The sequence below is a fragment of the Acidovorax sp. FG27 genome (assembly GCF_040365715.1).
GTDB lineage: Bacteria > Pseudomonadota > Gammaproteobacteria > Burkholderiales > Burkholderiaceae_C > Paracidovorax.
Window position 1 is genome coordinate 188,227 of sequence record NZ_BAABVY010000008.1, and the last position, 10,924, is coordinate 199,150.

The 10,924-nt window shown below is 71.3% G+C and carries 14 protein-coding genes; 5 read left to right on the forward strand and 9 right to left on the reverse strand.

The window, feature by feature from the left end; all coding sequences use genetic code 11:
• Window positions 1–70 precede the first annotated feature (70 nt).
• From ABWV53_RS05970 to ABWV53_RS05980, 3 genes are all read left to right on the forward strand, one after another.
• Window positions 71–979, forward strand: coding sequence for a LysR family transcriptional regulator (locus tag ABWV53_RS05970; protein ID WP_353363938.1), 909 nt, complete (start codon window positions 71–73; stop codon window positions 977–979).
• Window positions 980–1,141: 162 nt separating this feature from the next.
• Window positions 1,142–1,360, forward strand: coding sequence for a hypothetical protein (locus ABWV53_RS05975; protein ID WP_353363940.1), 219 nt, complete (start codon window positions 1,142–1,144; stop codon window positions 1,358–1,360).
• A gap of 5 nt (window positions 1,361–1,365) precedes the next feature.
• Window positions 1,366–1,677 (forward strand): antibiotic biosynthesis monooxygenase family protein, encoded by a 312-nt coding sequence (locus tag ABWV53_RS05980; protein ID WP_353363942.1) that lies wholly within the window; start codon window positions 1,366–1,368, stop codon window positions 1,675–1,677.
• Here the strand turns inward: ABWV53_RS05980 and ABWV53_RS05985 are convergent.
• A complete protein-coding gene (locus ABWV53_RS05985) occupies window positions 1,638–2,132 on the reverse strand; it encodes a carboxymuconolactone decarboxylase family protein (RefSeq protein ID WP_353363944.1) in 495 nt (164 codons plus the stop codon). The two genes, ABWV53_RS05980 and ABWV53_RS05985, sit on opposite strands and share 40 nt — an antisense overlap.
• Before the next feature lie 93 nt (window positions 2,133–2,225).
• Between ABWV53_RS05985 and ABWV53_RS05990 the strand changes: the two genes are divergently transcribed.
• Together ABWV53_RS05990 and ABWV53_RS05995 are read left to right on the forward strand one after the other, a co-directional pair.
• Window positions 2,226–3,134, forward strand: coding sequence for a LysR family transcriptional regulator (locus ABWV53_RS05990; RefSeq protein WP_353363946.1), 909 nt, complete (start codon window positions 2,226–2,228; stop codon window positions 3,132–3,134).
• A 66-nt stretch (window positions 3,135–3,200) separates the two neighbouring features.
• Window positions 3,201–4,187 carry a bifunctional helix-turn-helix transcriptional regulator/GNAT family N-acetyltransferase gene (locus ABWV53_RS05995; protein ID WP_353363948.1) on the forward strand — a complete coding sequence of 329 codons (987 nt, stop codon included), beginning with the start codon at window positions 3,201–3,203 and terminating at the stop codon, window positions 4,185–4,187.
• A gap of 16 nt (window positions 4,188–4,203) precedes the next feature.
• On the opposite strand, the gene ABWV53_RS06000 is transcribed toward ABWV53_RS05995, so the two are convergent.
• The 8 genes from ABWV53_RS06000 to ABWV53_RS06035 all read right to left on the reverse strand — a co-directional run bounded on the left by ABWV53_RS06000 (window position 4,204) and on the right by ABWV53_RS06035 (window position 10,920).
• Window positions 4,204–4,590 (reverse strand): (2Fe-2S) ferredoxin domain-containing protein, encoded by a 387-nt coding sequence (locus tag ABWV53_RS06000; RefSeq protein WP_353363950.1) that lies wholly within the window; start codon window positions 4,588–4,590, stop codon window positions 4,204–4,206.
• Window positions 4,587–5,591 carry a precorrin-3B C(17)-methyltransferase gene (gene cobJ / locus ABWV53_RS06005; RefSeq protein ID WP_353363952.1) on the reverse strand — a complete coding sequence of 335 codons (1,005 nt, stop codon included), beginning with the start codon at window positions 5,589–5,591 and terminating at the stop codon, window positions 4,587–4,589. The genes ABWV53_RS06000 and cobJ overlap by 4 nt, the downstream gene beginning before the upstream one ends.
• Before the next feature lie 30 nt (window positions 5,592–5,621).
• Window positions 5,622–6,278 carry an energy-coupling factor ABC transporter permease gene (locus ABWV53_RS06010; RefSeq protein ID WP_353363954.1) on the reverse strand — a complete coding sequence of 219 codons (657 nt, stop codon included), beginning with the start codon at window positions 6,276–6,278 and terminating at the stop codon, window positions 5,622–5,624.
• A gap of 72 nt (window positions 6,279–6,350) precedes the next feature.
• The gene (locus tag ABWV53_RS06015) at window positions 6,351–6,779 is read right to left on the reverse strand and encodes a cobalamin biosynthesis protein (RefSeq protein WP_353364308.1); all 429 of its coding nucleotides are present in this window, start codon (window positions 6,777–6,779) and stop codon (window positions 6,351–6,353) included.
• 14 nt (window positions 6,780–6,793) lie between these two features.
• A complete protein-coding gene (locus ABWV53_RS06020; protein ID WP_353363956.1) occupies window positions 6,794–7,594 on the reverse strand; it encodes a cobalamin biosynthesis central domain-containing protein in 801 nt (266 codons plus the stop codon).
• Window positions 7,591–8,430, reverse strand: a complete 840-nt coding sequence (gene cobI, locus ABWV53_RS06025) for a precorrin-2 C(20)-methyltransferase (RefSeq protein WP_353363958.1) — start codon at window positions 8,428–8,430, stop codon at window positions 7,591–7,593. The genes ABWV53_RS06020 and cobI overlap by 4 nt, the downstream gene beginning before the upstream one ends.
• Complete coding sequence (gene cbiE, locus ABWV53_RS06030; protein ID WP_353363960.1) at window positions 8,427–9,770, reverse strand: precorrin-6y C5,15-methyltransferase (decarboxylating) subunit CbiE; 1,344 nt, start codon at window positions 9,768–9,770, stop codon at window positions 8,427–8,429. Before cbiE ends, cobI begins: the two co-directional genes overlap by 4 nt.
• 10 nt (window positions 9,771–9,780) lie before the next feature.
• Complete coding sequence (locus ABWV53_RS06035; RefSeq protein WP_353363962.1) at window positions 9,781–10,920, reverse strand: cobalt-precorrin-5B (C(1))-methyltransferase; 1,140 nt, start codon at window positions 10,918–10,920, stop codon at window positions 9,781–9,783.
• Window positions 10,921–10,924: the final 4 nt, after the last annotated feature.

A 10,924-nucleotide genomic window follows, 5' to 3' on the forward strand; every position in this document is an offset into this window, starting at 1 on the left:
TGGAGCCTGTTTCCCGAATAACCACTTGCGGCGGCCACCCGCCCGTCGCAAGCCCGCCCCCTTTTTTGTCATGCACAGCTCAGAACGGCTCAAGGGCATCGACGTGTTCGTCGCCGCCGTCGCATCAGGCAGTTTCACGGCGGCGGCCGACCGGCTGAACCTCACCGCGTCGGCGGTCGGCAAGTCCATCGCGCGGCTGGAGGCGCGGCTGAATACGCGGCTGTTCGAGCGCACCACGCGCCGGCTCCGGCTGACCGATGCCGGCGTCGCCTTCCACCGCGTCTGCATGCGTGTGCTGGACGACATCGAATCGGCCGAGCGTGTGCTGGCGGAAGACGCGACGGAGCCGTCCGGGCGCCTGCGCATCGATCTGCCCGCCACCTTCGGCCGCCGCCAGGTGATGGGTCTGCTGATGGCCTTCGCGGCGGAGCACCCGGCGGTGCAGCCGAATATTTCGTTCACCGACCGCTTCGTCGATGTGATCGACGAGGGCATCGACGTGGCCGTGCGCATCGGTGGGCCGGACACCTGGCCCGAGGCACTGGGGCACCGGTTTCTGGGCCGTGAGCGGCTGATCTTCTGCGCCGCGCCGGCCTATCTGGCGCGCCGGGGTACGCCCGCAACGTTGGCCGACCTGGCGCACCATGACGCCGTGACCTACGGCCGTGCGGACGGCACCAGCAGCCCCTGGCTGATCGCGGCCGGCGGCGGGCCGACCGAGCGGCGGGCCGTGGAAAGCCGGGCCGTCGTCGGCCACGGAGAGGCGCAGCTGGACGCCGTCGTCGCCGGGCTCGGCGTAGCGCAGATGGCGACCTGGCTGGTGGGCGATGCATTGCGCACGGGCCAGCTGGTGCCTCTGCTGCCCGGCGAGGACATCGACGGCCTGCCGCTGCATCTGGTCTGGCCCCGCAGCAAGCAGTTGCTGCCCAAGGTGGACGGCCTGGTGAAGCATCTGGCAAGACACCTGCAGATCCGGTGAGTCCGCCACCGTGCTCGGCCTCCCCGACGGCCTTGCAGGCAACCCGGATCGGAAGACGCGGCGTGCCGATGTCGCTGCCGCTATGCTTGCGCAGGTCGGCCGCAGGCTGTCCTGCAGCGCCTTCCCGCCCTTCTGATGGGCTTAGCACCGCCACTCGATCCCATGAACGCCACCCGCATCATCGCCATCGTCCTCATCGCCGCCGGTGCCCTGGGCCTGGTCTACCGCAGCTTCAGCTACACCAAGGACACCACGGTGGTGAAGATCGGCCCGTTGGAGCTGCAGGCCGAGGAAAAGCAAACCGTGAACATCCCGCTCTGGGCCGGCATCGGCGCCATCGTGATCGGCGGGCTGCTGCTGGTGGTCGGTGGGCGCAAGTGAGCGGCATGATTCTCGAAGCCGCCCCGCTGCACGTGCGCCCCGGCCAGGGCGCGGCGTTCGAGGCTGCGTTCCTCCAGGCCCAGCGCATCATCGCGTCCATGCCGGGCTATCGCTCCCACCGGCTGGAGCGCTGCATCGAGCGGCCGGGCGAATACCTGCTGCTGGTGGAGTGGGACACGCTGGAGGCGCACGAACAGGGGTTTCGCGGATCGGCCGGCTACCAGGAATGGAAGCGCCTGCTGCACCACTTCTACGATCCGTTCCCCGTCGTGTCGCACTACGCGGCGGTGGACGGCGCCTCGTCTTCCGCGTCCTGAACGTTTGGGCCGTTGCCGTGCAACGGCAGCTGGATGCCCGATGCCGCGAACACCTCGCGCACCACGCCCAGCCCGTTGAGCGCGGTCGGAAAGCCCGCGTACACGGCCATCTGCATCACTACCTCGACGATCTCGGCCGGCGCGCAGCCCACGTGCAGCGCGGCATGCACATGCACGCGCAGCTGTGGCAATGCATGGCCCATGGCGCAGAGGGCCGCCACGGTGGCCAGCTCGCGTTCGCGCAGGCCGAGCGCAGGCCGGGCGTAGATGTCGCCGAACGGGAATTCCACCAGCAGGCGGGCGAAGTCGGGGAAGGACTGCGCGAGCTGCTCCACCACGGCGAGGCCGGCGGGGCCGTCCACCTGGGACAGCATGCGGGCGCCGAGCTCGTAGCGCGCGCCGCCGGTGCCGGCAGGTAGCGCCTGGGTGGGTGTCGATGGGGTGGTGTGTGGCATGCGGCGCTCCTTGAGGCTTTCGGGTGAGTGAGCCGCGAATGTAGGAAGCCTGCGATGCCCTGGGAATGACCGTTTCGGTGATACCTTTTCGGTATGTCTTCCAGGCTCGATTCCCGATCCCTCACCCTTTTCCTCGCCGTGGCCGATGCCTTGAGCTTCCGGCAGGCGGCCGAGGCACTGCACCTGTCGCAGCCACCCCTGAGCCGCGCGATCCGCGCGCTGGAGGATCGGCTGGGCACGGCGCTCTTCGACCGCCACGCCGGTGGCGTGCGCCTCACCGAAGCCGGGCAACGGCTGCTGCCCTACGCGCGCGGGGTGGCCGCTCTGCTGCGGCAGGCCGAGGCCGCCTTCCAGGGCACGGCCGTGCCGCCCACGCTGCGGCTGGGGTTGACCAGCGCGGCCGAGCCGACCTGGTTCCGCGGGCTCGCGGATCGTGCGCAGGCGCTGCAGCCTGGAACGCGGGTGGAGGTGGCTTCGGACACCTCGCCAAGGCTGGTGCGGCAACTGCACAAGGGCCAGCTCCATGCCGCCTTCATCGCGCTGCCCACCGATGTGCGCGGGCTCGACGTGCTGGAGATCGACCGCCTGCCGATGGTGGTGGCGCTGCCCTCCGCGCACCCGCTGGCCCGCCGCCGGCTGCTGCGGCTGGCCGACCTGGCGGATGAGCACATCTTCTGGTTCGAGCGCGCCCGGCAACCCGCGTTCTACGACCACTGCGAACAGGTCTTCGCGCGGCACCGCTTTGCGCCGCACCGGCTGCGCGAGCCGGCGGACCACCATGTGCTGCTGGCCGAGGTGGCGGCCGGGCGCGGCATGGCGCTGCTGGCGGCCTCCTTCGCCGGACTGCGGCGCGCGGGCGTGGCCTACCGCCGGCTGGCCGAGGGCGATGCCCTGGCGCTGGGCATCGGGCTGGCCGTGCCGCCGGGCCGGCCGGCTCTGCAGGCGCTGTGGGTCCAGGCCCGCGGCGTGCCGCCGCGGCAGCGGGCCTCGGGGCAGCGTTGAGTTCGCGGCGATGCATCGCGGCTTGACAGATGGTTGTACGATACAACCAAAAGGAAGGACCGCGACATGCAGCCCCAGCCAGATTTCATCGAAGACGTTCGCTCGGCCTCGCGCTCCATGGTGCGGGCGCTGGGCTTCATGGGCGGCGATTTCGCCGGCACCGATCTGTCGCCTTCCGCCGTGCATGCGCTGATCGAGATCGAGCAGGGCTGCGGCCGGCTCTCCGCACGCGAGCTGGGCGAGCGGTTGCGGCTGGAAAAATCCAGCGTAAGCCGGATGCTGCGCAAACTGGTCGGTGCGGGCCACGTGCTGGAAGGCGCCGCAGAGGGCGATGCGCGGGTGAAATGGCTGGCGCTCACCGACCTGGGGCAGCGCTGCGTGGCGTCCATCCACGCATTCGCACGCGCGCAGGTGACCGGCGCGATGGCGCAGCTGCCGCCGCAGCAGTACCGCACGGTGCTGGAGGGCGTGCGCCTCTATGCCGACGCATTGGAGCGCGCCTGCGATGCGGGTGCCGGGCCTGCGGCATCGCTGGCTGCTGCGCCGGTCACGCTGCATTCCGGCTACCGGCCCGGGCTGATCGGCCGCATCGCCGAGATGCATGCGCTCTACTACGCACGCGAGGCGGATTTCGGCCTGCGCTTCGAAGCGGTGGTGGCTGGCGGGCTGGCGGATTTCTGCGGCCGGCTGCACGCGCGGGGCGACGCGCCACATGCCTTGCACGGCCTCTGGTGGGCCGAGGCGCAGGGGCGCATCGTGGGTTCGGTCGCCATCGACGGGGAAGACCTGGGGCCGGGCATCGCCCACCTGCGCTGGTTCATCGTGGACGACGGCGTGCGCGGAGCCGGCGTGGGGCGCCGGCTGCTGCAGGCGGCGCTGGATTTCGTGGACCGGCGCGATGCCTTCCGTGAGACGCAGCTGTGGACCTTCAGCGGCCTGCATGCCGCGCGCCGCCTGTACGAAGCCCACGGCTTCGCCTGCGTGGAAGAGCGCCCCGGCGACCAGTGGGGCCGGCGGGTGCTGGAGCAGCGCTTCACGAGGCAACGGCCCTGAAGGCGTGCGGCCCCTTTCAGTCCCCCGATGGCCCCTGGTGGAACACCAGCTCTTCCACCGGCTCGCCGCCCACCAGGTGCTGCGCGATGATGCGGTCCATGTTGGCCGGAGTGACGTCGTAGTACCAGGTGCCGTCGGGCTGCACGCACATCACCGGGCCGCCCTTGCAGGCGGCGAAGCAGCTCACGCGGCTGCGCTTGACGCGCAGGTCGCCGTCGTTCAGGCCCGCGGCCTTGAACTTCTCGCCCAGGCTGTCGAAGAGGGCCTGGGCCTGGCCTTCCTGCGCGCAGCGCGGGCCGGTGCAGATGAGGATGTGGCGGCGGTAGCTGCCGATCTTGGGCTTGACGACCACGCGCACTCCCTCGGGTGCTGGGGCCATCGTTGCAGGGGTGTCGGTGCTCATGCTTCTTCCTCGGTGGTCGCGGTCTCGGCGATGACCAGTGGCTGGGCCAGGGTGTCGCGGATGTAGTCGGCCGGCAGGCGGTGGCGCCGGGCCAGGTCTTCGAGGCTCTCACCCGCCGCGTGGTCAAGCTGCAGGTTCTCCAGCCAGCCATTGAGGCCCGTGGAGAGCGAGCGGCCGGGCCGTTCGCCCTCGCGCGTGGCGCCGCCGCCTTCCACGTCGTACTTGTTGGCGTAGCCGCGCGGGGTGACCATGAGGCCATGGCGCACGATGGTGTTGCTGTTGCCGATCAGCACGGTGCTCAGCATGCCGATGTCGGCATCGCACATGGTGGCCAGGGTGGCGAATTCGATGCGTTCGCGGCGGCGGTAGGCGCTCTTGACGATGGCCACGGGCGTGTCGGGGCTGCGGTGGCGCAGGAAGAGCCGCTGCGCTTCCTCGATCTGGCGCGTGCGGCGGCCGCTCTTGGGGTTGTAGAGCGCGACCACGAAGTCGGCCATGGCGGCGGCGTCGAGCCGGCGCGCGATGGTGGGCCAGGGCGTGAGCAGGTCCGACAGGGAAATGGCGCAGAAATCGTGCGTGAGCGGCGCGCCCACGCGGGCCGCGCAGCTGTTGAGGGCGGAGGCGCCGGGCACGATCTCGACCTCGATGCCGCCGGGCTCGACCACGCCGTTCTCGTCGAAGGCGGGCGGCGTCCAGCCGGCCTGGAACAGCACCTCGAACGTGGGGCCGGCCATGCCGTAGACGCCCGCATCGCCCGAGGAGATGAGCGCGACCTTCTTGCCCTCGCGGGCGCGGGCCAGCGATTCGATGGCGCGGTCGAGTTCCTCGGTCATGGACTTGCGGATGATCTCCTTGCCCTCGATGAGATCGGCCACGAGCTTGATGTAGGTGACGTAGCCGATGATGGTGTCGGCCTCGGCGATGGCGGCGCGGGCGCGCGCGGTCATGTGGTCGGTGCTGCCGGGGCCAATGCCCACGAGCATGATCTTTCCTGCGGACATGTGCGTGTTTTCTTTCGTGGGGGTGGGCGGTCAGGCGGCGGCGCGGGGCGCGGCGGTGCGGGTCAGCGTGCGTTCGTCGATGCAGGCGGCGAGCCAGCGGCGGCCGCGCAGGCGAACGGCGCCCAGGGTGATGGCGATGGTGAGCAGCGGCTCGACGGCGACGAGGCCCAGGTACGAGGCAGCGAACAGCGCCCAGTCGGCCACGGGGGCCGGGTCGCTGCTGATGGAGAGCCAGAAGCCGACCATGAGCGTGACGCCCGCGTAGTAGGCCGCATCGAGCTTGAGCACGTTGGCGATGCTGATGCGCTGCATGCGCTGGCCCAAGCCGTGGTGCACGGCCACCAGCGGCACGGCCAGGCTCAGGAAGTTGATGGCGAGGTGCGCCAGATCCTGCGGCTCGAAGACGAGGGCCTGCGCCAGCAGCCCCAGCCCGAAGCCGAACAGCGTGGGGATGAAGCCGAACAGCAGGTAGATGGGCATGGCGCCGACGAAGTGCAGCTCCGACGGGCCGATGGGCAGGTGCCAGACCTGCATCAGCACGCTGAAGAAGAACGCGGCCAGCAGCGTGCGCAGCCAGGCCGTGGGGCTCTTGAGCAGGGGCAGCGCATGCCCGCCCAGCAGCGCCGTGGCGGCGACGGAGGCATAGGCGATCTTGTCCTGCGAGAGGATGCCGATTTCGATGTGCATGGTGAGCCTTTCAGGGGTTGGGAGTGAGGAAATGGCCGGCGCGCGCGCGGTGGCGGGATGCGATGCGCTGCCTCAGCCGCCGGAATCGGAGGTGCCCTGCGCGACAGGCGGAATGCGCGCGATGGACACGGTGGCATTGCGCCCGTCGGGCCCGCGCAGGCGGTGCTTTTCGACCAGCAGGGCCGACGCATCGGCCGCGCCTGCGGCCAGCAGCGCGGCGGCCTCGCTGACCGAGGGCGTGCCCATGTAGCGCAGCACGGTGTCGGATGGGTTGGGCACCGGCACGGCCGCGAGCTGCGCGGCGGCGTACCAGCGCAGCGGCCAGCCGTGGCGGGCGGCCAGCGAGAGGAAGGCGGCTTCGTCCCGCTTGGCCTCGATGCTGGCGGCCACGGCCACCTGGGCGATCTGCGCGCCGGCCTGGGCGAGCGCTTCGCGCAGGCAGGCTTCGACCGTGGCCTCGGGCGTGCCGCAGTCGCAGCCCAGGCCGATGGCCAGGCGCATCACGGGTTCAGTGCTCACGCGGCGGCATCCACGGGCGGGCGATAGACCACCAGCCGTTCGTGCCAAGCGGCCCAGCGCTCGGGCGTGACCTCGTCGTGCGTGATCCACAGCACGGCCTGGAAGCGGCCCGGCTCCACGCCGCTCCAGCCATCCAGGCAGGTGATGTTGGCGGGCAGCGGCGTGGGCCGGTTCCACCACTGGCGGCTGCCGGCTTCCTGCACCACGGCGATGGGCTCACCGTTGACGACATGGGCCGAGACGCGCGTGATGTTGATCTTGGGCGCCTCCACGCGCCAGCCCAGGTGGCGGCCGAGGATATCGACGGGAATGGTCTTGCCTACGTCGGACGCGGTGGTGAGCACCGGCGTGGCGCCGATCAGCGCGGCGATGCGCTCGCTCCATTCGTTGGCGCCGCCCACGTGGCCCGAGAGCACGGGGATGACGAACTGGCCGGCGTCGTCCACCACCGTGACGCCCGGGTCCTCGTCCTTGGACTTGAGCACCGGCGCGATCAGGCGCACCACGGCGCCCAGCGAGACGAAGAAGACCAGCTGGTCGTACTGCGCGAAGAGCGGCGCGATCTCGTCGCGCAGCGCGCCTTCGTAGGCGCGCACGGTGTTGGGCAGGCCCTCGAAAGCGGCGGCGAATTTGGCGGCCGTGCAGACATGCGCCTGCGGCACGTCGCGCGCCAGCTGCGCGGCCTGGGCGGCGCCGTGGCGGGTGATGGCCACGAGGCAGACGCGCACCTCGGCGGCGGGCTGCGCGGGGGCGGAGAGCACCACGTCGGGGGTGGCAGGGGTGGTGGCGGTCGTCATTCGGCAAGCTCCGGTTCGTCGGATAGGGGTTGGCCGGCAGCGGAGGCTGCTGCGGGCGAGGATTTCTTCAGGCAGCCCTTGATGCGCTCGCCCCGGATGCGGTGCGGGTTCTTCACCACCATGAGCGAGAGGTAGCTGACCTTGGTGCCGCGCAGCGCGGGCAGGTCGGGGCCGGCCACGCAGCGTTCGTCGGGCGCGCCCACGCGCTCGATGAACTGGGTGCAGGGCAGCAGCTCGCGCCGCTCCAGCCAGTCGATGAGATCGTCCATGAGCGGCTTGACCTTCATGAGCACCAGGGTGTCGAAGTCGGGCAGCAGGCGGTCCACCGCGCTCACGCCGTAGGCGGCGGGCACGATGGCGATGGTGTCGTCCTGCTCGGCCAGCGGCATGCCGCGTGTGGCGCAGGCCGCCGTGAAGGCGTTCACGCCGGCGATCACGGGCACTTCGATGCGCGGGTCCAGCGCCCGCACGGTGCGCGACAGGTGGCCGAAGGTGGCGTAGGTGCTGGCGTCGCCTTCGACCAGGAACAGCACGTCCTGCCCGGCCAGCAGCCAGGGCAGCACGGTATCGGCGGCGCGCATCCAGGCACGGGCGAGCTTGTCGCCGTCGTGCGTCATCGGGAAGAGCAGGGTCTGGTGCTGGGCGGGCGGCGTGAGGCCGGCGCGCTGCACGATGTCGAAGGCGTAGCTGGGCGTCTTGGTGCTGCGTGCGGGGTAGGTCCAGACGGCGTCGGTGCGCTGCAGCTGCGCCCAGGCAGCGCGGGTGATGAGGCCGGGGTCGCCCGGGCCCAGCGAGACGCCGATCAGCCGGCCCAGGGATGGCTGCGCCGTGGTCATGCGCCCTCCTCCACCGCAGGTGTCACGGCATCGGCACCACCCGCCTGCGCGCAGACGATCCACACCGGGTTCTCGGCCGCCATGCGGTGCATGTGCAGGATGGGCTTGCTGCGCGCGGCCTGCAGCTGCAGCACGTCCCACGCGGCGCCGGCCGCCTGCAGGGCCTGGGTGGCGGCGGCGAGGTTCTCCAGCGTGACGAAGTTCATCACCAGCCAGCCGCCCGGGCGCAAGCGTTGCAGGCACAGCGCGATCAGCTCGGCCAGTTCGCCGCCCGAGCCGCCGATGAAGACGGCGTCCGGATCGGGCCAGGCATCCAGCCCCTCGGGCGCCTTGCCGTGTACCAGCGTGTGGTTGGAGACGCCGAAGTCGTGCACGTTGCGGCGCGCGATCTCCACGTCGCCCTCGTTCTTCTCCATGGCCCAGACATGGCCCTGCGGGCACAGGCGCGCGGCCTCCAGCCCCACCGAGCCGCTGCCCGCGCCGATGTCCCACACGCGGCTGGCGGAGCGCAGCTGCATGCGGGCCAGCGACACGGCGCGCACTTCCTGCTTGGTGATCAAGCCCTTGTCGGGCTGGCGCTGGTGGTAGGCCGCATCGCGCAGGCCGAAGCGCACCGCATCGGGCCGCTGGCGGGTGCGCACCAGCAGCACCACGTTGGGGTCGGCAAACTGCTGCGCGGCGGCATGGGCCGGCGCCATGTCGGCCCAGACGCGCTCGTCGGGCGTGCAGAGGCGCTCGGCCACGCTGATCTGGAAGTCGTCGCCCAGGCCTTCGGCCACCAGCAGGCGGGCGATGCGCGCGGGCGTGTTGTCGGGGCTGGTGAGCACGGCCAGCCGGTCGTGCTGGCGCACGGCCTGGGCCAGGGCGTAGAGGCCATGCGCGGGCGCGGCGCCCACGGTCCATTCGCCGGCATCCTTGGCGTGGACGGAAACGATGCGTGCATCCTGCCAGGCCAGGCCCAGGCGGGCGCAGGCGAGCTGCAGGGTGGAGACGTTGGGCATCACCTCCAGCGCCTGGATGCAGAGGCGCGAGGCCAGGTAGCTGGCGATGCCGTGGCATAGCGGGTCGCCCGTGGCCAGCACCACGCAGGCCTGGTGGGCGGCGCGGGCCTCGGCGATCCAGCCGGGCACGGACGAGAGGCAGCCGGTCAGGTCGCGCCGCACGGCCTGGGGGGCGATGTCGTCTTCCAGCAGCGCCAGCGTGCGCGTGCCGCCGATCACCAGGTCGGCCCGGCGCAGCAGCGCGAGCGCGGTGGCGCTGAGGCTGGCGGCGCCGTCGTCCAGCACGCCGATCACGCGGCAGGGCTGGGGGTCTTTTTCGAGCAGGTTGGTGGTCGTCATCGTCGTGGCGTCATGCGGATGCGGCCGGCCCGGAGGCGGCCTCGGTGATCTTGCTGCCGTCGAAATCGCAGACCAGCACGGTGAGGTGGAAGCGGTCGCCGTAGCGGTCGGGCGCCGTGAGCGTCTGCACCACGGCCTGCGCGAGCGCATGGTGGAAGGGCTCGCCCAGGCCCAGCGCCTGCATGCGCTCGGCGCCGAAGCGGGCGGTCTCGGCGGCGGCGATCTCGGCGCACACGTCGGGCGGCGCGCCCATGCGGGCGGCGAGCTCGGCCAGCAATTGCGTATCGACCTCGGCGCGGTTGGCGTGGGTGATGGTCTCGCCCTGGGCGATCTTCGTGAGCTTGCCCACCATGCCGCCGATGACCACTTCGCGCAGTCCCTGCGCCACGGCTTCATCCAGCGCATAGCGCAGGAAGTCGCCCATCTGCACGAAGCAGGCAGCCGGCAGATCGGGCCGCTCCTTCATGGCGAACTGTTCGGTGCGACCGCCGGTGGTGAGCACCACCACGCCATGGCCCAGCGTGGCGGCCACCTGCACGCCCTGCACTACGCTGGCGCGGTAGGCGGAGGTGGAATACGGCTTGACGATGCCGGTGGTGCCCAGGATGGAGATGCCGCCCAAAATCCCTAAGCGCGCATTCAGCGTCTTCTTGGCCATCTCCACGCCCTGGGGCACGGAGATGGTCACTTCCAGCCCGGCATGCGCAAGCAGCGGGTCGCCCGCGGCGCGCACGTTGTCTTCGATGTTGCGGCGGGGCACGGGGTTGATGGCCGGGCCGCCCACTTCCAGGCCCAGGCCGGCCATGGTGACCGTGCCCACGCCGAAGCCGCCGCACACCACCACTTCGCCCGGGCGGCCGGGCAGCACGCGCACGTCGGCGGTGAGGTGGGCCTTGTCGGTGCAGTCGGGGTCGTCGCCCGCGTCCTTGATGACCATGGCGTGCGCGGCCTGGCCGCCCTCGCCGGAACCTTCGCAGTGGCCGTCGTTCACGGCGAAGCGCACCACGTCGCCGTTGGGCAGCAGGCAGTCCACCGCCTCGGGCACGGCGCCACCCACCAGGCCCAGCACGGCGGCGCGCGCGGCGGCGGCGGAGCAGGCCCCGGTGGTGAAGCCGGTGCGCGTGCCGCGGCGGACGGTCTTTTCCATCATGGCG